Origin of the sequence: Bradyrhizobium sp. NP1, assembly GCF_030378205.1 — a bacterium.
GTDB lineage: Bacteria > Pseudomonadota > Alphaproteobacteria > Rhizobiales > Xanthobacteraceae > Bradyrhizobium.
Window position 1 is genome coordinate 2,522,005 of sequence record NZ_CP127385.1, and the last position, 22,125, is coordinate 2,544,129.

Annotated in this window: 18 protein-coding genes; 11 read left to right on the forward strand and 7 right to left on the reverse strand. The window is 65.2% G+C overall.

Features of this window, described 5'->3' with window-relative positions:
- Positions 1-102: 102 nt before the first annotated feature.
- From cyoA to cyoD, 4 genes are read left to right on the forward strand one after another with little or no spacing between them, the layout of a single operon-like run.
- Entirely contained in the window at positions 103-939 is an 837-nt protein-coding gene (cyoA, locus tag QOU61_RS12050; protein WP_289658601.1) for a ubiquinol oxidase subunit II, read from the forward strand.
- Positions 929-2,929 (forward strand): cytochrome o ubiquinol oxidase subunit I, encoded by a 2,001-nt coding sequence (gene cyoB / locus QOU61_RS12055; protein ID WP_289658603.1) that lies wholly within the window; start codon positions 929-931, stop codon positions 2,927-2,929. Before cyoA ends, cyoB begins: the two co-directional genes overlap by 11 nt.
- Complete coding sequence (locus QOU61_RS12060) at positions 2,929-3,579, forward strand: cytochrome (ubi)quinol oxidase subunit III (protein WP_502876920.1); 651 nt, start codon at positions 2,929-2,931, stop codon at positions 3,577-3,579. Before cyoB ends, QOU61_RS12060 begins: the two co-directional genes overlap by 1 nt.
- Complete coding sequence (gene cyoD, locus QOU61_RS12065) at positions 3,576-3,962, forward strand: cytochrome o ubiquinol oxidase subunit IV (RefSeq protein WP_289658605.1); 387 nt, start codon at positions 3,576-3,578, stop codon at positions 3,960-3,962. Before QOU61_RS12060 ends, cyoD begins: the two co-directional genes overlap by 4 nt.
- A 51-nt stretch (positions 3,963-4,013) precedes the next feature.
- Here cyoD and QOU61_RS12070 read toward each other — a convergent pair whose 3' ends face one another.
- The 5 genes from QOU61_RS12070 to QOU61_RS12090 form a co-directional block, all read right to left on the reverse strand.
- Positions 4,014-5,159: an OpgC domain-containing protein gene (locus tag QOU61_RS12070; protein WP_289658606.1), complete on the reverse strand. Its 1,146-nt coding sequence runs from the start codon at positions 5,157-5,159 to the stop codon at positions 4,014-4,016.
- Between the two features lie 225 nt (positions 5,160-5,384).
- Positions 5,385-6,140 carry a GntR family transcriptional regulator gene (locus QOU61_RS12075; RefSeq protein ID WP_289658607.1) on the reverse strand — a complete coding sequence of 252 codons (756 nt, stop codon included), beginning with the start codon at positions 6,138-6,140 and terminating at the stop codon, positions 5,385-5,387.
- Complete coding sequence (locus tag QOU61_RS12080) at positions 6,133-7,101, reverse strand: Gfo/Idh/MocA family protein (RefSeq protein ID WP_289658609.1); 969 nt, start codon at positions 7,099-7,101, stop codon at positions 6,133-6,135. Before QOU61_RS12080 ends, QOU61_RS12075 begins: the two co-directional genes overlap by 8 nt.
- A complete protein-coding gene (locus QOU61_RS12085) occupies positions 7,098-7,997 on the reverse strand; it encodes an NAD(P)-dependent oxidoreductase (protein WP_289658611.1) in 900 nt (299 codons plus the stop codon). The genes QOU61_RS12080 and QOU61_RS12085 overlap by 4 nt, the downstream gene beginning before the upstream one ends.
- A 16-nt stretch (positions 7,998-8,013) precedes the next feature.
- Entirely contained in the window at positions 8,014-8,976 is a 963-nt protein-coding gene (locus QOU61_RS12090) for a Bug family tripartite tricarboxylate transporter substrate binding protein (protein WP_289658613.1), read from the reverse strand.
- A gap of 140 nt (positions 8,977-9,116) precedes the next feature.
- Between QOU61_RS12090 and QOU61_RS12095 the strand changes: the two genes are divergently transcribed.
- From QOU61_RS12095 to QOU61_RS12105, 3 genes are all read left to right on the forward strand, one after another.
- Complete coding sequence (locus QOU61_RS12095) at positions 9,117-9,509, forward strand: carboxymuconolactone decarboxylase family protein (protein WP_289658615.1); 393 nt, start codon at positions 9,117-9,119, stop codon at positions 9,507-9,509.
- 15 nt (positions 9,510-9,524) lie between these two features.
- Positions 9,525-10,415 carry an amidohydrolase family protein gene (locus QOU61_RS12100; protein WP_289658617.1) on the forward strand — a complete coding sequence of 297 codons (891 nt, stop codon included), beginning with the start codon at positions 9,525-9,527 and terminating at the stop codon, positions 10,413-10,415.
- A gap of 78 nt (positions 10,416-10,493) precedes the next feature.
- Positions 10,494-11,837: an aspartate aminotransferase family protein gene (locus QOU61_RS12105; RefSeq protein ID WP_289658618.1), complete on the forward strand. Its 1,344-nt coding sequence runs from the start codon at positions 10,494-10,496 to the stop codon at positions 11,835-11,837.
- A 19-nt stretch (positions 11,838-11,856) separates the two neighbouring features.
- Here the strand turns inward: QOU61_RS12105 and QOU61_RS12110 are convergent, their stop codons facing one another.
- Both QOU61_RS12110 and QOU61_RS12115 read right to left on the reverse strand, forming a co-directional pair.
- The gene (locus QOU61_RS12110) at positions 11,857-13,335 is read right to left on the reverse strand and encodes a sensor histidine kinase (protein ID WP_289661472.1); all 1,479 of its coding nucleotides are present in this window, start codon (positions 13,333-13,335) and stop codon (positions 11,857-11,859) included.
- A gap of 14 nt (positions 13,336-13,349) precedes the next feature.
- Positions 13,350-19,640, reverse strand: a complete 6,291-nt coding sequence (locus QOU61_RS12115; protein WP_289658619.1) for a HAMP domain-containing protein — start codon at positions 19,638-19,640, stop codon at positions 13,350-13,352.
- Between the two features lie 255 nt (positions 19,641-19,895).
- On the opposite strand from QOU61_RS12115, the gene QOU61_RS12120 reads away from it, so the two are divergent.
- From QOU61_RS12120 to QOU61_RS12135, 4 genes are all read left to right on the forward strand, one after another.
- Positions 19,896-20,186, forward strand: a complete 291-nt coding sequence (locus QOU61_RS12120) for a hypothetical protein (RefSeq protein ID WP_289658620.1) — start codon at positions 19,896-19,898, stop codon at positions 20,184-20,186.
- The gene (locus QOU61_RS12125; protein ID WP_289658621.1) at positions 20,186-20,350 is read left to right on the forward strand and encodes a hypothetical protein; all 165 of its coding nucleotides are present in this window, start codon (positions 20,186-20,188) and stop codon (positions 20,348-20,350) included. Before QOU61_RS12120 ends, QOU61_RS12125 begins: the two co-directional genes overlap by 1 nt.
- Before the next feature lie 147 nt (positions 20,351-20,497).
- Complete coding sequence (locus QOU61_RS12130; RefSeq protein WP_289658623.1) at positions 20,498-20,629, forward strand: hypothetical protein; 132 nt, start codon at positions 20,498-20,500, stop codon at positions 20,627-20,629.
- A gap of 155 nt (positions 20,630-20,784) precedes the next feature.
- Positions 20,785-22,101 carry a PQQ-dependent sugar dehydrogenase gene (locus tag QOU61_RS12135; RefSeq protein ID WP_289658625.1) on the forward strand — a complete coding sequence of 439 codons (1,317 nt, stop codon included), beginning with the start codon at positions 20,785-20,787 and terminating at the stop codon, positions 22,099-22,101.
- The last annotated feature ends 24 nt before the right edge of the window (positions 22,102-22,125 follow it).

Genomic DNA, 22,125 nt, shown 5'->3' on the forward strand with positions numbered 1-22,125 from the left:
GCGTGCACGGACTGGCCTGCGATTCTGGCCGCAATATCGGGTGACATGGGGCTCGGCCTGCGCTTAAATGCAGATCGATCTGATGCGAGGCCGGACTTTCCGATGAACCTCCTTGATCCCCAGGGTCCGATCGCGACCGCCGAAAAGACGATCCTGATCGACTCCGTCGCGATCATGCTGGCGATCGTCCTGCCGACGATTGTGGCTGTTTTTGCCTTCGCATACTGGTTTCGTCATTCCAATCCGCGCGCGCACTATCAGCCCGAGTGGGCCTATTCGGGCCGCCTCGAGCTCGTGGTCTGGTCGATCCCGGCGCTGACCGTCATTCTTCTGAGTGGCGTCGCCTGGATCGGATCGCACCAGCTCGATCCGGGCACTCCGGTTGGCGGCACCGGCAGCCCGGTCCGGGTCCAGGCGGTCTCGCTCGACTGGAAATGGCTGTTCATCTATCCGGACCAGAAGATTGCAACCGTCAATACGTTGACCGTGCCGGTCGGTTCGGCGCTGCGCTTTGAATTGACTTCGTCCAGTGTGATGAACGTCTTCTTCGTTCCGCAGCTCGGCAGCATGATCTACACCATGAACGGCATGGTCACGAAGCTGCATCTTCGTGCCGACAACGAGGGTACCTATCAGGGCTTGTCCGCGCATTTCTCCGGCGACGGCTTTCCGGACATGCTGTTCGACGTCCATGTCGTTCCGCAGCTCGCCTTTCCCGACTGGGTCGAGCGCACGGCGCGCGACAGCCAGACCGTCCTGAATGCGGACAGCTATAACAAGCTGGCGCAACAGTCGGTCCCGACCGGCAAGCCGACCTTCCGCCTGGAAGATCCGACCTTGTTCAACGCCATCGCGACCCAGCATCTGCCCCCGGGCCCGGGTCCGCGCATCACCACGCAATCCGCGCAATCCTATCTCGGAGCCACCGATGCTCGGTAAGCTCGATTGGTCGGCGATTCCGATAGATCAGCCGATTCCGCTGGTTGCAGCCGCGGTCGTGCTGGTGGCGATCCTCGGCGTGCTCGGCTGGGCGCTGGTGAAGGGCTACATGCCCTATCTCTGGAGCGAATGGATCACGAGCGTCGATCACAAGCGGATCGGCGTGATGTATGTGCTGCTCGCCTCGGTCATGCTGCTGCGCGGCGGCTCCGACGCCATCATGATGCGGGCGCAGCAGGCGATCGCCTACCAGTCGAACGGCTATTTGCCGCCCGAGCATTTCAACCAGATCTTCTCCGCCCACGGCACGATCATGATCTTTTTCGTGGCGATGCCCTTCGTGATCGGGTTGATGAACCTGGTCGTGCCGTTGCAGCTCGGGGTGCGCGATGTCGCGTTTCCGACGCTGAACTCGGTCGGCTTCTGGCTCACCGCGACCGGCGCGCTCCTGGTCAACGTCTCGCTCGTGATCGGCGAGTTCGCGCGCACCGGCTGGCTGCCTTTTCCGCCGCTTTCGGAGCTCACCTATTCGCCTGGCGTCGGCGTCGACTACTATCTGTGGTCGCTGCTGATCTCCGGCGTCGGCACCCTGGTTGCGGGCATCAACCTGGTCACCACGGTGCTGAAGCTGCGCACCCGTGGGATGACCTACTTGCGCATGCCGATGTTCTGCTGGACCACGCTGGCGTCCAATCTGCTGATCATCGCGGCCTTTCCGATCCTGACCGCGACGCTGACGATGCTGATGCTCGACCGCTATTTCGGCTTCCATTTCTTCACCAATGAAGCCGGCGGCAACATGATGATGTTCATGAACCTGATCTGGGCATGGGGACATCCGGAGGTCTATATCCTGGTGCTGCCGGCGTTCGGCATCTTCTCCGAGGTGGTCTCGACCTTCTCCAGCAAATCGCTGTTCGGCTACCGCTCGATGGTGCTCGCCACCATGGCGATCTGCGTCATCTCCTTCATGGTCTGGCTGCATCATTTCTTCACCATGGGGGCGGGGCCCGAGGTCAACGCGATCTTCGGCATCGCCAGCATGATCATCGCGGTGCCGACCGGCGTGAAGATCTATAACTGGCTGTTCACGATGTATGGCGGCAAGGTCCGCTTCACGACGCCTATGCTCTGGGCGATCGGTTTCATGGTGACCTTCATGCTCGGCGGGCTGACCGGCGTCCTGCTCGCGGTGCCGCCGGCCGACTTCGTGCTGCACAACAGCCTGTTCCTGGTCGCGCATTTTCATAACGTGATCATCGGCGGTGTGCTGTTCGGCGCCTTCGCCGGCTATACCTACTGGTTTCCGAAGGCGTTCGGCTTCCGCCTTCACGAAGGGCTTGGCAAGGCTGCATTCTGGTTCACCCTGGTCGGCTTCTACGTCACTTTCGTGCCGCTCTACGCGGCGGGATTGCTGGGCATGACGCGCCGCATGCAGCATTACGACGTTGCTGCGTGGCGGCCGTGGATGATCGTCGCCGGAATCGGCACCATTCTGCTCACCGTTGCTATCGTGTTTCAGGTCCTGCAGCTTGCCGTCAGCATTCGCCACCGCGCACAGTTGCGCGATACGACCGGCGATCCCTGGGACGGCCGGTCGCTGGAATGGGCGACGTCGTCGCCGCCGCCGGCTTTCAATTTCGCCATCTCGCCCGACGTGCGGGGCGAAGATGCCTATTGGGACATGAAGGGCCACGCCAAGCAGCGACTGCTCGAGCCGAAGGAGCCGGAATATCGCGACATCGAAATGCCCCGGAATTCGCCGACCGGCTTCGTGTGCGCGTTCTTTGCCGCCGTGATGGGCTTTGCGCTGATCTGGCACATCTGGTGGATGGTCGCGCTGGGCGGGATCGGCGCTTTCGCGACGTTCGTGGTGTTCGCCTGGCGCGACCATGACGAATATATCATTCCCGCGGCGGAGGTCGCACGCATCGATCGCGCCAATATCGAGGAACGGCGCAAGCTCGTCAGCCTGGCAGGGAGCCCGTGATGGTCGACACCACGGTTGCCTACGGCCACGGCGATCCGCATCACCTGCGCAGCATGCAGGCGGAGGCCATGGAGCATGAGGGCCCCGCGTCGAAGCGGATCGTCACCGGCTACGGCTTCTGGATCTTCCTGCTCTCCGACATCGTGATGTTCTCCTGCTTCTTCGCCGCCTATGCGGTGCTGCTGGGACAGATCGCCGGCGGGCCGAAGGGCTCGGAGCTGTTCGATCTTAGAAGCGTCGCGGCGGAAACCGCCTTTCTCCTGCTGTCGAGCTTCACCTGCGGGCTTGCGATGATCGCCGCCGACCTGCGCGACGCCCGCTGGTACCAGCTCGGCATGGCGGTGACCTGCCTGTTCGGGCTTGGTTTTCTCGCGCTCGAATTCCGCGAATTCGCCGATCTCGTCGGGCGCGGCGCCGGTCCCACGCGCAGCGCCTTTCTCACCTCGTTCTTCACGCTGGTCGGATGTCATGGCGCGCATGTGTCGGCGGGCATTCTCTGGCTGCTCACCATGATGGCGCAGGTGTTCGCCAAGGGCTTTCGCGCCGATATCATGCGGCGGCTGTTGTGCTTTGCGCTGTTCTGGCACGCGCTCGACATCATCTGGGTCGCGATCTTCTCCGTCGTTTATCTGATCGGGAGCGCCGCATGAGCGAGGCTGATCTGCACCATCGTGCCGATCTTGCGCCGGGCGATGAGGAGGAAGTCCGCATCGGCCCGCGGCTGCTCGGCTACGTCATTGGCTTCGGGCTTGCGGTGCTTTTGACCGCGACCTCGTTCTTCATTGCCGGCACCGACCTGGTCTGGCAGCCGTCGATCCCGGTGGCGCTGGTCGTGCTCGCGATCGCCCAGATGGGCGTGCACCTGGTGTTCTTCCTCCACATCACGACCGGGCCGGACAACACCAACAATATCATGGCGCTCGCCTTTGGCCTGCTGATCGTCTTTCTGGTGATCGGCGGCTCGCTCTGGATCATGGCGAACCTCAATCACAACATGATGCCGATGGATCAGCTCATGCGGATGCAGGGCTAGCGGGCTGATCGGGGGCGGCGTGGGTGACGGATTCCGCGAATGCGCTTTCCGTCACGACCGTGCACCGAGCACGGACTTGTAGTCCTGCCGCTTCGACCAGGAGACGTAGTAGGCGACGCAGGCCATGATCGAAATCCCGGCGGCGCTGACGAACACCTGCATGGCAAGCGAATTCGGTCCGGTGATCAGGAGCAGGTGGCCGGCGAAGGAAAGGAAGACGCCGGCGCAGAAGGCGGCGAGCCATTCCTGTCCCGAGATCAGGATCGGCTGCAGCGCGCGGGTGCGGAAGCCGGCCCAGTCGCGCGGCACGGCGTCGGCAAACAGCAGCACCAGCGCCACCAGATGCAGCACGCGGTAGGGCGCGATGTTCTCCCTGTCGACGGGCAGGAACACTTCCAGCAGCCAGTCCGGGGCGAACTTCGCGAATATGGTGGCTTTTCCCGCCGCGGTGACGATGAGTGCGAAGACGAGGAAGGCCAGCGCCGCGGTGCGCACGAACGGCGTGCTGCGCAGCCCACGCAGGCGTTGCGCCCCGCCGAGCGCGCACCAGGCACCGAGCACGAGCGGCAGCTGCCAGCAGAACGGATTGAAGTACCAGCTCCCGTCGGGAAACGACGCCAGCGTCCAGTCGAACAGGCGCGCCACGAGATAGAGCGCGATCGATGCAAGCAGCGTCAGGTTAGGCCAGCGGAACAGGCCCCACAGCGCCAGCGGAAAAAACGCCATCAGCGCGATGAAGAGCTGCAGCACGTCGAGATTGAGCGGCTTTGCCTGCAGCAGGAGGCCGTGAATCAGGATGCGCAGCGGGTGGTCGATGATGCCGCTGATGTTGAATTCGTTGATCAGCTCGGGCGCCGCATATTGCGCGGCCACGTGGCTGATGGTGTCGACATAGATGACGAACAGCACGACATAGGCGGCGTAGAGATGCCAGACCCGCTTGAACACACGGGTAGCCATGACAATGAAGCCGCGCTCCAGCAGCATTTTTCCGTACAGCAGCGCCGCGGCATAGCCGGTCGCGAACACGAACAGATCGGTCGCGCCGCTGAAGCCGAAGTTGCGCAGCGTCAGCAGGCTGACGACGTTTTGCGGGATATGGTCCAGAAACAGGAACCAGATCGCGATGCCGCGTACGAAGTCGAGGCGGGGGTCATGATCGCGGGCAGCGAGATCATCGGCAGCGGGCAGGCGCATTTCACGAAGAAGGCTTGAGGGTGATTCGGATTGAACGCGAATCTAGACCGGCTGTTCGCACCGTCCGAATAGAGTTCGCGTGAGATAGTGATCGCCATCGCATTTGGCATGCGATTCGCGGGCATTTTCTCTACCGTGCGCGATCACAATTGCGCAAGGAAATGTGATCATCCGGTTCGGATGACTTGTCGTCCGGTTCGCATGACTCCAGCAACGGGCGATGCATCAGGCGCGCGGCCGCAGCGAGCGCTGCATGTCCATGGAATAGGTGTAGCGTCCCTCGGGATGCGTGGTGACGGTGACCTCGAACAACTCCTCCTTGAGGCCGTAATAGCGGCGCACCACAGTCAGCGCAGGCGATCCCGGCTTGACCTTCAGCGCCCGCGCGATACCCGCCGGCATGCCGCGCGCAAAAATCTCCATCTGGGCATATTCGGTGGTCTGGCCGAACATCCTGGCGATCTGCTCGTGCACCGGCGCGCGGCCATGGTCGCTGCGCTTCACCACGCCGGCGAACTTGCGCAGCACGTAGATCTCGACCCATCCAAGCGGCGCCGCAAACTGGTCGGCGCGGCGGACAGCCTCGATCAGGAACCAGTGCTTGCCAGGCTCGCATTTCAGCAGGCCTGCGAGCTTGCGGTCGGCAGTGATCTCGCGGGTAGCGACGACCTCGCGATAGGTCTCGTTCGAATAGCGCAGCCATTCGTTGAGCGAGGTGACGCTGTGGGTGAACAGGACGGGCGGCTCCGCGGCGATCACCACCGAGCCGAGGCCGGCGCGCCGCACGATCAGGCCCTGGTCGATCAGGATGCGGAGCGCCTCGCGCACGGTTTGCCGGCTCGCTGCGTGCTGCGCCATCAGCTCGGTCTCGGTCGGCAGCAGGTCGCCGACCCCGTAACGGCCGAGCCGGACCTCCTTCTGCAGCTTGCCTGCGATGTCGCGGTAGCGCGAGGGCCTCTGCTTGCGCGGTTTGTCAGCCATGACAATCCGCGGGCTGGCCGCTCTGCATCGACCGGAGCGCGGCCTCGAAGGCGGCCAGCGTCGCCAGCACCTCGTGTTCCGGCACGGGGAAGGGGCGTGTGCCTTCGATCGCGTCCGCAAAGGCATCGAGCTCGGCGGCCAGCGTGTCGATCGCCGTGTAGCGGATCGTTTCGGGCGGGCGGCCGGAGCGGCGCATCACCATGGTGCTGTCGTCCAGCACCTCGGCCGATCCTGCGGTGCCGAACACATGGACGCGCCAGAAGAAAGGTGTTGCGCGCACGGTGGCGAGCGTGCCGGTGACGCCGCTGGCGAAATCGATCGCAAGCATGGCGCAATCGCGCGGCGGGGGGCCGGCCTCGTGTGAGGAGAGGCGGCCATAGACCCGGCTGACGGGGCCGAGCATGCTGACGAAGCCTTCGAGCACGTGCATGCCGGCGCCGGTCAATCCGCCGCCGGGCGATTCCTCCGGCGACAGCCGCCAGCCTTCCATGATCTTCTCGGAATTCTCGTTGCTGTTGTGACCCTCGACATGGAGCAGCTCGCCGAGCTCGCCGCTCGCGACGATCGCGCGCAACGCGGCCATCGAAGGCCAGAACCGGCGGTTGTGGCCGACGGCAAGCAGGACGTTTGCCTTGCGGCAGGTCGCGAACATCGCCTGCGCATCGTCGCGGCGCAGCGCCAGCGGCTTTTCACAGAACACCTGCTTGCCGGCGCGGGCCGCGGCGATCACCTGCGGCAGGTGCAGCGAGTGCGGCGTCGCCAGCAGCACGGCCTTGATCGCGTCATCGGCGAGCACGGCCTCGAAATCGTCGGTGAGATCGAGGCGATGCTGCGCGCAAAAGTCGCGTGCGCGCGCCAGATCGGTCTCCACCGCGCGCGTGATCCTGATGCGCCCTGTACCCGCGGCCTCGATGAGGCTGCGACCCCAGCGTCCGAGCCCGATGATCGCGGCGTTGATCATGACGGCCTTTCGGATTGCCGACGGCCGGCGCGGACGGCCTCGATGATCGCGGCGCTGTCCGCATCGGGGCCGGCCAGCGCGATCGCCTTGCGCAGCAGTGCTGCTTGCGTCGACGTCATCGGCAGCGGCAGATCATGGCTGTCAGCTTCCTTCAGGATCAATTCGGCGTCCTTCAGCGTCTGGGCGATACGGGATTGCGGAGCAAAATCCCCTTTCAGCATCTTCTCGGCCTTGATATCCATCACCCGCGAATAGGCGGCAGACCGCCGCACGGCGGCAAGGAAAGCCTCGCCATTGAGGCCCATGGCTTCCGCAAAGGCAATGCCTTCGGCGAGCGCCGCGCGGTTGCTTTGCAAAATCAGGTTGATCGCAAGCTTGAGGCGGGCGGCGTCGCCGATCGCGGGTAGCGCAATGCGTTCAGGACAGATGATTTCGAGAACGTCTTGGGCGGCAGCGATCGCCTCGCGCGGGCCTGTGATCAGCGCGAGCGCCGAACCATGGCGTACTTCTGCACTGGTGCCCGATAGTGGCATCTCCACCAGCGGAAAGCCGGCCAGAGCGGCATGCCCCGCAATGGCGGCGATTTCCTGGGGCACGCAGGTCGTGGTGCAGATCAGGACCGGGCGCGTCGGCATCGCCGGCCTTGCGAGATCGGCGAGCAGCGCCTGCACCTGCGCGGCGTCGAACACCGCAATCAGCACGATCCGGGATCGCGCCACGGTGTCTGCCACCGACGCAGCCAGCACCCCGCCGGCGGCGGCAAATGACGCGCCGCGCGCGGGGTCGATGTCGAAACCGACCGGCGCGACCCCCGCATCGATCAGGCGCGCGCCCAGCGCCATGCCCATCAGGCCAAGCCCGACGATGCCGATGCGCTCGTCCTGTTGCGCGACCACGGTTCGTCCTCGCGTGCTATTGCGGCTCGATTCCGGCGTCCTTGATGGCCGCCGTCCAGCGCACGATCTCGCTGCGGATGAAGGCACCGAACTCGGCCGGTGGCAGCGGAGAGACGATGACGCCGACATTGGCGAGCTTCTCCCGGGTTGCCGGCATCGCCAGGAACTTCGCGCATTCCGCGTAGATCTTGTCGACGATCGGGGCGGGCGTGTTGGCCGGCGCCAGCAGTCCGTACCAGATCGTCGCCTCGAAGTCCGGCATCGCCTCGGCAAGCGCGGGAAGGTCAGGCAGCAGCTCGTTGCGCTTCGGCGAGGTGACGCCAATGCCGCGCAGCGTGCCGCCCTGCATCTGCGGGATCGCCACCGAAAAATCGCCGAAAGTCAGGTCGATCACGCCGGCCATGACGTCGGTCATCGCCTGCGGCACGCCGCGATAGGACGCCGCGACCAGCGACACGCCGCCGCGCGACTGCAGTTGAGCGACCGAGATCTGCGACGCGCCGGAGCCGAAGCCCGCAGTCAGGTTCGGATGGGATTTGGTGTAGGCGAGAAACTGCGGCAGGTCCTTGGCCGGAAAGCTCGGCTTCACCAGCAGCACCATCGCCGTGGTGGTGGTCCGGATGATCGGCGCGAAATCCTTCACCGGGTCGTAGGGCAGGTTCTTCAGGCTCGCCACGTTGCTGGCATGGGTGGTGTTGGTGCCCATCACGAGCGTATAGCCGTCCGGCGCGCTGCGGGCGACCTCCAGCGCGCCGATGCTGCCGAGCGCGCCGGCGCGGTTTTCGATCAGCACGGTCTGGCCGAACGCATCCTGCAGATGCTGTCCGATCAGGCGCGCAACATTGTCAGGACCCGCGCCGGCCGGAAACGGCACGATGATCCGGATCTGCCGCTGCGGGTAGTCGTCGGCGGCGCGGGCGTTCGGCGTCGCGAGCGCAAGCGCGCACAGGCCGGCAAGCAGGCGCAGGGGCAGGGTCATCGGACGTCTCCCGCATTTTTGTAATTTATACGGACAAAGTTTGAGGAAGCGCAAGCCGAGAGACTGCTCCTGGATTGAATAGTGACAAATTTGTCCGTATAAATCGAGGACTGAACTCCCCCGGAGGAAGCGAGGCCGTCATGGTCGACGTCACGGATTTGCATGCGCGCGGTCTTCGGCGCCGCAAAAAGATGTTCGGCGCCGCCGATGTCGAGAAGCGGATGGCGGCCGCGGGCGAATTCGGCGCGCCGCTGCAGAATATCATCAATGCCTATGTTTATGGCGACGTCTGGGAACGGCAGGGCCTTTCCGACGCCATGCGCAGCCTCGTGATGCTCGCGATCACGGCCGCGAGCGGCCGGACCACCGAGTTCCGGGTCCATGCCAGAGGCGCGCTTGCCAACGGCTGTACGCGGGAGCAGGTGCAGGACGTGCTGTTGCTGGTCGCGATGTATTGCGGCATTCCCGCCGCCATCGAGACCAACAGCATTGCGGCGGAGTTTTTCGGCAAGGACGCGGCCGCGAAAGCGTGAGGGGCAGCGACGACGATGAAGCCCGTTCCGACCATTGATGCCCATCACCACATCTGGCGGCTTGGCGACCTGCCCTGGCTTTCGGGCCCGCAGGTGCCGCGCATCTTCGGCCCCTATGCGCCGATCTGCCGCGACTATCCGATTGAGGAATACCGCGACGACATCAAGAGTTGCGACGTCGTCAAGTCGGTCTATGTCCAGACCAACTGGCCTGCGGGCAAGAGCTATGACGAGGCACTCTGGGTACAGTCGGTGATCGATGCGACCGGATGGCCGCACGCCAATGTTGCGCATGCGGATCTTGCGGACGAGGACGCGCCGGCGCTGATCGCGCGGCTGGCAAAACTGCCGGCGACGCGCGGCATCCGCCAGCAGCTGCACTGGCACGAGAAGGCGCAATATCGCTTCGCCCCGCGACCTGACGTGATGAACGACGCCGCCTGGCGGCGCGGCCTGGCCGCGCTTGCTGACCACGGACTGTTGTTCGAAATCCAGGTCTTCACCAGTCAGATGGCCGACGGCGCAAGGCTCGCGCGTGCGTACCCGGACATCGTTTTCGTGCTCGAACATGCCGGGATGCTCGAGGATACCTCGGCCAGCGGCGTCAGGCTGTGGCGCGAGGGGATGCGGGCGCTTGCGGATTGTCCGAACGTCAACGTCAAGCTTTCCGGCCTCGGCACCTTCGTGCATGAATGCCGCGCGGAGCTGATGAAGTTCGTCATCGGAGAGACGGTCGCCATTTTCGGCGCCGATCGCTGCTGCTATGGCAGCAATTTCCCGATCGAAAAGCTGTGGACCGACTACAAGACGCTATACCGGACCTTTCGCAGCACCATCGCGACGTTCAGCGATCGCGAGCAGGCCGCAATCCTCCACGATACCGCGGCCCGGCTATACCGCATTTAGCCTTGCCATCACCGCCGCAATCGGCTGAAGCTCTCGCAAAATCCTTTGCGAACAAGCCCAGCCGAGGGAGCAGCGGCCGTGACCCATATCCTCCATCGCGTCGCCAATGCCGTGATGCCGGTTGCCGTCGGCGGCAAGGGCATCGAGCTGTTCGACCAGAACGGCAAGAGCTATATCGACGCCTCGGGCGGTGCTGCGGTTTCCTGCCTTGGCCACGGCCACCCCGATGTGATCGCGGCGCTGCACAAGCAGCTTGACGCGCTGGCCTACGCGCATACCGGCTTCTTCACCAGCGAGGTCGCCGAGAAGCTCGCCGACCGCCTGGTCGAGGATGCTCCGCAGGGAATCGACCACGTCTATTTCGTGAGCGGCGGGTCGGAGGCGGTCGAGGCGGCCATCAAGATGGCGCGGCAATATTTCGTCGAGAAGGGCGAAAGCCAGCGCCGCCACATCATCGCGCGCCGTCAGAGCTATCACGGCAACACGTTGGGGGCGCTCGCGACCGGCGGCAATGCCTGGCGTCGTGCCCAGTTCCAGCCGCTGCTGTTCGAGACCCACCATATCGAGCCCTGCTACGCCTATCGGTTGCGCGAGGCCGGCGAGAGCGAGGCGGATTACGCCGCGCGTGCGGCGCAGGCGCTGGAGGACAAGATCCTCGAACTCGGAGGCGACCAGGTCATCGCCTTCGTCGCCGAGACCGTGGTCGGCGCCACGCTCGGCGCGGTGCCGCCGGCGGGGGACTATCTCAAGCGCATCCGCGCGATCTGCGACCGCTACGGCGTGCTCTTGATCCTCGACGAGGTGATGTGCGGCATGGGCCGTACCGGCACGCTGCATGCCTGCGAGCAGGACGGCGTGGCGCCCGACCTCATGACCATCGCCAAGGGACTCGGCGGCGGCTATCAGCCGGTCGGCGCGGTGCTGCTCTCAGGCGCGATCTTCGAGGCCTTCTCGAAGGGCTCGGGCTTCTTCCAACATGGTCATACCTATACCGGCCATCCGATGGCGGCGGCCGCGGGCCTTGCGGTGCAGGAAGTCATCCGGCGCGACAATTTGCTGCAGAACGTGGTGGCGATGGGCGGCCATCTGCAGCGGCGGCTGGAGGAGCGCTTCGCCAATCACCATCATGTCGGCGACATCAGGGGGCGCGGGCTGTTCCGCGGCATTGAGCTCGTGGCCGATCGCGACACCAGGCGGCTATTCGCGTCGCAGGCGAAGCTCCACGCGCAGATCAAGCGCGAAGCGATGGCGCGCGGGCTGATGGTCTATCCGATGGGCGGCAACATCGACGGTGTCAACGGCGACATCGTGTTGCTGGCGCCGCCCTTCATCGTGAATGCGGCGCAGGTCGATACTATCGTGGAGCGACTGGGTGATGCGGTCGATGCGGCGATCGCCTTGGTGAGGCAGCCCGCGGCATAGTCGATCGTGCCGGAGACGCTCAGGATACCCGCTGCAGGCGGCTCGCCGAGGCATCGGCGGCCTGCGACGGCGTCAGCGCCTGCCGCGCCAGCGGCACCGTGAGCCGGCAGACCAGGCCCTCGGGGCGCCAATCGAACGCGGTCTGTCCGCCGAGCTGGGTTTCCACGCTTGCGATCAGGCTGCGCGTGCCAAATCCGCGCGTCGTCGGCGGCAGCACCACTGGTCCGCCGGATTCCTCCCAGGTCACCGCCAGCACGTTGTCGTCGACCTGCCATTTGATCGCGAGCTGGCCCGACAGCGCCGAGAGCGCGCCATATTTCGCGGAATTGGTGACGAGCTCGTGCAGGGCGAGCGCGAGCGTCTGGGCAGTCGCCGGCTGCAGCTGCACCTCCATGCCGGAAAGCTTGATCTGGCCGGCGCGCGAATAGGGTGCGAGCTCTTCATCGACCAGCCGGCTGATCTCGGCGCCCTGCCAGCTCGACAGCGACAGGATGGTGTGCACGCGCGCCAGCGCGCTGATGCGGCCTTCAACCGCATCGACGTAGGTCTTGACGTTGTCGGCGCGGGTGAGACGGACGATCGACTGGGCCAGCGCCAGCGCGTTCTTGGCGCGATGGTCGACTTCCCGTGTCAGCAGGCTCTGGCGTTCTTCAGCGCGCTTGCGTTCGGTGATGTCGATGGTGACGCCGCTGATGCGGACGACCCGGCTTTGCCTGTCCACGGTCGCAGCCGCGGTGCCGACGCACCAGCGCACCTCGCCGTCAGGCCTGCAGATGCGGAATTCCGCCTCGTAGGACCGCGCCCCCTTGGTGAATTCGACGACCACCTTGCGCAGCGCTTCGACGTCATCGGGGTGCAGCAGCGCCTGGATGTTCACCGAGGTGACCTCGAACTTTTCCGGGTCGACACCAAAAATCCGGTATTGCCCGTCGTCCCACATCCAGTCGCCGTTGATCCAGTCCCAGTCCCAGGACCCCATTTTGCCGGCGGCAATCGCCATGCTGCGGCGCTGCTCGCTCTCGACGAGCTGCGCGGTCGAACGCTCGAGCTCGGCCGTGCGCGCGCGAACGCGATCCTCGAGCTCGGTGTTGAGGCGCTCGAGCTGACGGGTCTTGCGGTAGAGTTCGGCAAACACCTTGATCTTGGCCCGCAGCACCTCGGGCACGACCGGAACCGGCACATAATCGACGGCGCCCATTTCGTAGCCGCGCAGCCGATCGATATCGCTGACCTGAATCGCCGAGATGAAGATCATCGCGGTTTTCTGAAAGCGCGGATGTTCGCGGATCATGGCCGCGAGCTCGAAGCCATCGAGCTCCGGCATGCAGACGTCGACCAGGATGATCGCGATCTCGTTCTTCAGCAGGATTTCCAGCGCCTCGCGGCCAGACGCGGCGACCACGAGGTTCTCGCCGAGCTCCTTGAGGATCACCTCATAGGCGAGCAGCTTCGCGGGCTGATCGTCGACCAGAAGGATATTTACCTTTTCATGCTCCATCATGCGGCAACCGGTCAGCGATGTAGCCACATGCGAATGGCGAGAAGCAGTTGTTCGGTATTGACTGGCTTGGCCAAGTAGTCGGATGCGCCCGCTTCCAGACATTTCTCCCGATCACCCTTCATTGCCTTTGCGGTGAGCGCGATGATCGGTAGCCGACCGAACGCCGGGTTCTGACGGATCGCGCCGATGGTCTGGTAACCGTCCATCTGCGGCATCATGATGTCCATCAGCACGATCGCGATCTCGGTGTTCGATTTGACCAGCGTGACCGCTTCGCTGCCGGTGGTCGCGGTAAGCACCTTCATACCGCGCCGCTCCAGCACGCTCGAGAGCGCGAAGATGTTGCGGGCGTCGTCGTCGACCAGGAGCGCGGTCCTGCCGACGAGGTCTTCGTCGGAACTGTTGAGCTTCTCCAGCATCCGCTGTTTCTCGGCCGGCAGTTCCGTGATCACGCGGTGCAGAAACAGTGATGTTTCGTCGAGCAGCCGCTCTGGCGATTCCACTCCCTTGACCACGATGCTGCGCGCCATGGTGTGAAGTTCCGCGTCCTCCTCGGCGGACAGTTCCCGGCCGGTGAAAACGACGACCGGAACATTGGACAGTTCGTTGTCGTTGCGGATTTCGTTGAGTACCTCGAAGCCGGTCATGTCCGGCAGCCGCAGGTCGAGCACCACGCAGTCGCAGGGCCGGCCACGAAGCGCGGACAGCGCGCCGGCGCCGGTGTCGGCGGTAACGATCTCGATGTCGTCATGGTCGAGCAGTTCGCGGATGCCCATCTGTTCGGCCGCATTGTCTTCCACGATCAGGAGCCGCTTGCGCCGCGGTTTGGCGTATTCCTTGATCTGCGCCAGCGCAGCGCTGACCCCCTCGGTCGTGGTCGGCTTGTTGACGAAGGAGAACGCGCCGCGCGCCAGCGCATGCTGGCGGTCCTCGTCGAGCGTGATGATCTGCACCGGGATATGGCGCGTCAGCGGGTTGTGCTTGAGCTGGCTCAGCACGGTCCAGCCGAGCATGTCGGGCAGGAACACGTCGAGCGAGACCGCCGCCGGCTGGTACTGCTTGGCGAGGTCGAGCGCTTCCGCGCCGCGGCTTGCCACCAGGACCTTGAAGCCCTTGTCGCGGGCCAGATCGATCAGCACCCGCGCATAATGCGGGTCGTCCTCGACGATCAGGAGGATGGTGTCGCCGGGTTCCAGATTGAGCCGGTCGTCGGGCAGTTGCTCGATGACGCGTTCCGGCGCCGTCGCCTGTAGCGCGGGGGCTGAGGCATATTGCGCCGGCGACACGTTGAGGCGCGGCGCCACCGTGGGACCGGAATATTTCAGCGGCAGGTAAAGCGTGAAGGTCGAACCCTTGCCGGGCGCGCTGCGCAGATGGATCTCGCCGCCGAGCAGGCTTGCGAGCTCGCGGCTGATGGCAAGGCCGAGGCCGGTGCCGCCATATTTGCGGCTGGTGCCGGCGTCCGCCTGCTGGAACGCCTCGAAGATCAGCTTCTGCTTCTCGGGCGGGATGCCGATACCGGTGTCGGACACCTCGAAGGCGATCACCGCGGGCGCGCTGTTGAGCAGCGGATGATCGACGCTCCAGCCGCCGAGCGCGCCGGACACCCGTAGCCGCACGCCGCCTTCGGCGGTGAACTTGAATGCGTTCGACAGCAGGTTCTTCAGCACCTGCTGCAGGCGCTTGGAGTCGGTGACGATGCTGCGCGCGAGATTCGGATCAAGCTCGATGTTGAAGGAGAGCTGCCGGTTCTCGGCCTCGTGGCGGAACGGCCGGCCCACGGTGTCGAGCAGGCTGGTGGTGAGGATCTCCTCGGCATCGACGGTGACGGTGCCGGACTCGATCTTGGAAAGGTCGAGGATGTCGCTGATCAGGTTGAGCAGGTCGGTGCCGGCGCCGTGGATGGTGCGCGCGAATTCGACCTGCTTGGCCGTCAGGTTGCCGTCCGGGTTTTCGGTGAGCTGCTGGCCCAGGATCAGGATGCTGTTCAGCGGCGTGCGCAGCTCGTGCGACATGTTGGCCAGGAACTCGGACTTGTACTTGGAGGTGAGGGCGAGCTCGGTCGCCTTTTCCTCCAGCGCGCGGCGGGCCTGCTCGATTTCCTGGTTCTTGCGCTCCACCTCGACATTGCGCTCGGCGAGCTGCTGGGCCTTCTGCTCGAGCTGCTCGTTGGTCTGCTGCAGCTCCTTCTGCTGGGTTTGCAGTTCGGTGGCGAGCTGCTGCGACTGCTTCAGGAGGCCCTCGGTCTGCATCGTGGCCTCGATCGAGTTGAGCACGATGCCGATGGAGTCGGTGAGCTGCTCGAGGAACGTCATCTGCGAGGTCGTGAACGAGCTCACGGAGGCAAGCTCGATCACCGCCTTGACCTGGTTCTCGAACAGCACCGGCAGCACCACGAGATTCCGTGGCATCACGCGCATCAGGGCCGAATTGACCGGCGTGGTGTCCGACGGGATGTCGGAAACCAGCCGCTGGCGCTTGTCCATCGCGCATTGCCCGATCAGGCCGACGCCGAACTGCACGATCTGCTGGTGCGGATAGATGCCATCGCTGGCGTAGGCCGCGAGCAGGTTGAGCTGCGGGTCCTCCTCGGCGAGGACCTGGTAGATCACGCCCATATGGGCGTTGACCAGCGGCGTCAGCTCGGAGAGCAGCAGCCGGCCGACGGTGGCGAGATCGCGCTGGCCCTGCAGCATGTTGGTGAAGCGGGCAAGGTTGGTCTTCAGCCAGTCCTGCTCGGTGTTGAGGTCGGTGGTGAGCCGAAGGTTGGTGATCATCGTATTGATGTTGTCCTTCAGCTCCGCCACTTCGCCGCGCGCATCGACCTGGATGGAGCGGGTGAGGTCGCCCTTGGTCACCGCGGTCGCCACCTCCGCGATCGCGCGCACCTGCGAGGTCAGGTTGGCGGCAAGCAGGTTGACGTTGCCGGTCAGGTCCTTCCAGGTGCCGGCCGCGCCGGGCACGTTGGCTTGTCCGCCGAGCCGTCCTTCGACGCCGACCTCGCGCGCCACGCTGGACACCTGATCGGCGAAGGTCGCGAGCGTCGCGGTCATGTTGTTGATGGTCTCGGCAAGGGCAGCAACCTCGCCCTTCGACTTCACGGTGAGGCTCTGCTTCAGGTCGCCGTTGGCGACCGCGGTCACCACCTTGACGATGCCGCGCACCTGCTCGGTCAGGTTGGCGGCCATGAAGTTGACGGTGTCGGTCAAGTCCTTCCAGGTGCCGGCGACGCCGGGCACCTGCGCCTGTCCGCCGAGCTTGCCTTCGGTGCCGACCTCGCGCGCCACGCGCGTCACTTCGCCGGCAAACGCGTTGAGCTGGTCGACCATGGTGTTGATGGTGTTCTTCAGCTCGAGAATTTCGCCCTTCACGTCGACGGTGATCTTGCGCGACAGGTCGCCGCGGGCGACCGCGGTCGTGACTTCGGCGATGTTGCGGACCTGTGTCGTGAGGTTGGCGGCGAGCAGGTTGACGTTGTCGGTCAGGTCCTTCCAGGTGCCGCCGACGCCGGGCACCACGGCCTGGCCGCCGAGCCGCCCCTCGGTGCCGACCTCGCGCGCCACGCGCGTCACTTCGGCGGCGAAGGAGCGGAGCTGCTCCACCATCGTGTTCAGGGTGTCCTTGAGCAGCAGGATTTCGCCGCGCACGTCGACGGTGATCTTCTTCGAGAGGTCGCCGCCGGCGATGGCGGTTGCGACCTCGGCGATGTTGCGGACCTGCGCCGTCAGGTTCGAGGCCATGAAGTTGACGTTGTCGGTCAGATCCTTCCAGGTGCCGGCCACCTCCGGCACTTCGGCCTGGCCGCCGAGCTTGCCCTCGGTGCCGACCTCGCGCGCCACGCGCGTCACTTCGGAGGCGAAGGCGTTGAGCTGGTCCACCATGGTGTTGATGGTGTTCTTCAGCTCGAGGATTTCGCCCTTCACGTCGACGGTGATCTTGCGCGACAGGTCGCCGCGGGCGACCGCCGTCGTCACCTCGGCGATGTTGCGCACCTGCGCGGTGAGGTTGCCGGCCATCGAGTTGACGCTGTCGGTCAGGTCCTTCCAGGTGCCGGCGACGCCGGGCACGTTGGCCTGGCCGCCGAGGCGTCCTTCGGTGCCGACCTCGCGCGCCACGCGCGTCACCTCGCCCGCGAAGCGGTTGAGCTGGTCGACCATCGTGTTGAGCGTTTCCTTGAGCTGCAGGATTTCGCCGCGCACGTCGACGGTGATCTTGCGCGACAGGTCGCCATTGGCGATCGCGGTCGCGACTTCGGCGATGTTGCGGACCTGCGCGGTGAGGTTGCCGGCCATCGAGTTGACGCTGTCGGTCAGATCCTTCCAGGTACCGGCGACGCCGGGCACCTCGGCTTGTCCGCCGAGCTTGCCGTCGGTGCCGACCTCGCGCGCCACGCGCGTCACCTCGCCGGCGAACGCGTTGAGCTGGTCGACCATGGTGTTGAGCGTTTCCTTGAGCTGCAGGATTTCGCCCGACACGTTCACCGTGATCTTCTTCGACAGGTCGCCCTTGGCCACCGCGGTGGCGACTTCGGCGATGTTGCGGACCTGCGCGGTGAGGTTGCTCGCCATCGAGTTGACGCTGTCGGTCAGGTCCTTCCAGGTACCGGCGACGCCGCGCACCAATGCCTGGCCGCCGAGCTTGCCCTCGGTGCCGACCTCGCGCGCCACGCGCGTCACTTCGCCGGCGAACGCGTTGAGCTGGTCCACCATCGTGTTGATGGTGTCCTTCAGCTCGAGGATTTCGCCGCGCACGTCCACGGTGATCTTCTTTGACAGGTCGCCACCCGCGACTGCGGTCGTCACCTCCGCGATGTTGCGGACCTGCGCGGTGAGGTTGCTCGCCATCGAGTTGACGCTCTCGGTCAGATCCTTCCAGGTGCCGGCGACGCCGAGCACGTTGGCTTGTCCGCCGAGCTTGCCTTCGGTGCCGACCTCGCGCGCCACGCGCGTCACCTCGCCGGCAAACGCGTTGAGCTGGTCCACCATGGTGTTGAGCGTTTCCTTGAGCTGCAGGATTTCGCCCGACACGTTGACCGTGATCTTCTTCGACAGGTCGCCGCCCGCGATCGCGGTCGCGACGTCGGCGATGTTGCGGACCTGCGCGGTGAGGTTCGACGCCATGAAGTTGACGCTGTCGGTCAGGTCCTTCCAGGTGCCGGCGACGCCGGGCACCTGCGCCTGGCCGCCGAGCTTGCCTTCGGTGCCGACCTCGCGCGCCACGCGCGTCACTTCGGACGCGAACGAGTTGAGCTGGTCCACCATCGTATTGATGGTGTCCTTCAGTTCGAGGATTTCGCCCCGCACGTCGACGGTGATCTTGCGCGACAGGTCGCCGCGGGCGACCGCCGTGGTGACGTTGGCGATATTGCGGACCTGCGCCGTCAGGTTGCCGCACATCGCGTTCACGGAGTCGGTCAGGTCCTTCCAGGTGCCGGCGACGCCGGGCACGATCGCCTGGCCGCCGAGCTTGCCCTCGGTGCCGACCTCGCGCGCCACGCGCGTCACTTCGGAGGCGAAGGAGCGCAGCTGGTCCACCATCGTGTTGATGGCTTCCTTGAGCTGCAGGATCTCGCCGCGCACGTCGACCGTGATCTTCTTCGACAGGTCGCCATTGGCGACCGCGATCGTCACCTCGGCGATGTTGCGCACCTGGCCGGTCAGGTTGTTGGCCATCGAGTTGACGCTTTCGGTCAGGTCCTTCCACACGCCGGTCACTTCCGGGACTTGCGCCTGTCCGCCGAGCTTGCCTTCGGTGCCGACCTCGCGCGCCACGCGCGTCACCTCGGAGGTGAACACCGAAAGCTGCTTGATCATGGTGTTGACGATGTTGGCCGACTGCAGGAATTCGCCACCGAGCGGCCGCCCGTCGACGTCGAGCTTCACGGTTTGCAGGAGGTCGCCCTGCGCCACGGCGGCGACCGCTCGCGTCACCTCGCGCGTCGGCCACAGCAAATCGTCGATCAGGGTGTTGACCGAGTTCTCCATGTCGGCCCATGAGCCGGAGGCGAGTCCGAAGCGGACACGCTGGCGGGTCTTGCCTTCGCGGCCGACCACCTGGCCGACACGCTCGAGCTGCTGCGCCATGCGCTCGTTGGCCGCGATGATCTCGTTGAAGGTGTCGGCGATCTTGCCATCGATGCCGAGCTGATCGCCGCTCATCCGCACCGAGAAATCGCCGGAGCGCATCGCCTGTAGTGCGTGCAGCAACTCCTGCCGTGAATCCGGTGGATCGCCTGAACCATTTTTTCGTCGGGGAACTGGGCGGGGGTCTTGCGTCGCCGGGCCGGGATCGAGATCGCTCATATATTCCCCCAGTAATGCGCGCCTGAGTCGGCGCAGCAGGTGACGCATTTGAAGCGCCGCAGAATCTCAAAGCAAGCAAACAACGCAATGCTCGAAAAATGGAACCCGCTCGATTCGGTACAGGCGCAACAACGCCGCCGCGGCGCGCGGGTTCCATTGCGCGCGTCGTTTTGGCCTACCGCGGGCGCGTTTTCCGGAGAATTGGAACCCGCCATTTTCCGAGACGTTAACGATTAGCCGTTGAAGGAGACTGCCATGAAGTCTGCGATCGTCTGTGCCATCGCGGTGTTCGCGAGCGGCCTTACCTGGGCGCAGTCGGGCGTCCCCAGCGGACGTGGTTCAACCACCGGCGATCCGGCGGCGAGCTCCGCCACACCCGGCTCGTCGCCAACCACGGGCAGCGCAATGAAGCCGAATCGCAGCGGCAGCGGCACATCCACCTCCGGCGGCAGTGACGCCACTGGCGATCAGGGGCGCGACAAGATGCCGGAGTCGAACCGGGCCGTGAAGCCGCTCCATGAGGAGGGCAAGCCGGATAAGATGTGATGAGCAAGTTCCGCGAAAAGGCCCAGGGCCGAACCAAGCAGGTCGTTGGCGAGATGATCGGCGATCGCGAGCTCGTCGACGAGGGCAGGGAGCAGGAGCGCAAGGCCGAGAAGGAAGCGCAGCGCGACCACCAGGATGCCGACCAAGCGCCCGACCGGCACTGAACGTCTTCGTCCAACGTCCTCGTCGCCAGCATGCCCCGGGGTGCCGTGGACCTGATTTGCCTGTGCCGATTTCCTGTGGGGCTTTAATCCGGCCGCCTCGCGCGCCATATGACCAGTGGGTGGAGGAGAGACATGGGAGGTCGCGTCATGCGCCCGAAATCCGTCTTGATCGCGCTCATTGTCGCCTTCGGCATTGCGGTAGCGTTTGCGACGGCGACCACGATCAGGCAGGTCCATACCGCCAATTCGTTGACGACGCACCAGACCACGCGGACCTGAACCGAACGCCAGGATGCGAGCGCGGCTCGCCGCTTCCGCCGCCGATCGTGCCCGATCACATTCCGGAAATGGCGAAGTGATGTCCCCCTGCATTTCGGTGCAGGGGACGTTGTCCTATGGTCGGGCGTCAACTCGGGGCCGCCAGGGAAGGTTCAATGAAATATGCGGTTTTGACAGCCCTGCTGATCACCTGGCAGGGCGCGGCGCTCGCCGATCACCTGCAGGGCAGCGAAGCCTTCGGCGACTGGCGAGGCGACAAGCCCGGCACCATCAGACTGATCAGGCCGGCCGACTTGCCGAAGCCTGGCGCGACACCGTCGTCGGCCAATGTCTCGCGGGTGGTGGCGCGTCCCCAGGGCGCCACGCCGCAGGTGCCGCCGGGATTCAAGGCCGACCTGTTCGCTGAAGGCCTGAGCGGGCCGCGCATCATCCGCGTCGCGCCCAACGGCGACATCTTCGTGGCGGAGACCCGCGCAGGGCGCATTCGCGTGCTCCGTCAGGCGGAGGGCTCGGCAAGGCTCGTCGCCAATGAGAAGTTTGCCGGTGGCCTTCATGCGCCGTTCGGCATCGCTTTCTTTCCCAGTGGCGATAATCCGCAATGGGTCTACGTCGCCAACACCGACAGCGTCGTGCGGTTCGCCTATCATTCCGGCGATCTGAAAGCATCGGGGCCTCCGCAGACGGTTGTCGGCAACCTGCCGCACGGCTACGGCCACTCCACCCGCGACATCGCCTTCACCGCCGACGGCAAGCGAATGCTGGTTTCGGTCGGCTCGGCCGGCAATGACGGCGAGGGCCTCGGCAGCCCGCCCGGCGGGCTTGCCGCCTGGAGCGCGCGGCATGCGGTCGGCGCTGCCTGGGGCAATGAGACTGATCGCGCGGCGGTGCTGTCCTTCGATCCCGGCGGCAAGGACAAGCGGCTGTTCGCGACCGGCATCCGCAACTGCGTCGGCCTTGCGGTGCAGCAGGCCAATGGCGCGGTGTGGTGCTCCACCAACGAGCGCGACGGCCTCGGCGACAATCTGGTGCCGGACTACGTCACCCGCGTCCGGGAGAGCGGGTTCTATGGCTGGCCCTGGTTCTACATCGGCGCCAATGAGGACCCGCGCCATGCCGGCGCGCGCCGCGACCTCAAGGACAAGGTCGCGGTGCCCGACGTGTTGTTGCAGGCGCATTCGGCCTCGCTTGGCCTCGCCTTCTACCAGGGCGACAACTTTCCCGCCGATTATCGCGGCGACGCCTTCGCTGCCGAGCATGGCTCCTGGAACAGGTCGAAGCGCACGGGCTACAAGGTCGTCCGCATCCGGATGAAGGACGGCGTGCCGACGGGCGAATACGAGGATTTCGTCACCGGCTTCGTCGTCAACGACTCCGAGGTCTGGGGCCGTCCGGTCGGCGTTGCGGTGGCGCGCGACGGCGCACTGCTCGTCTCGGAGGACGGCAACGGAACAATTTGGAGGATTTCCCACTAATCACCTTGCGGGGCGATGCGCGGC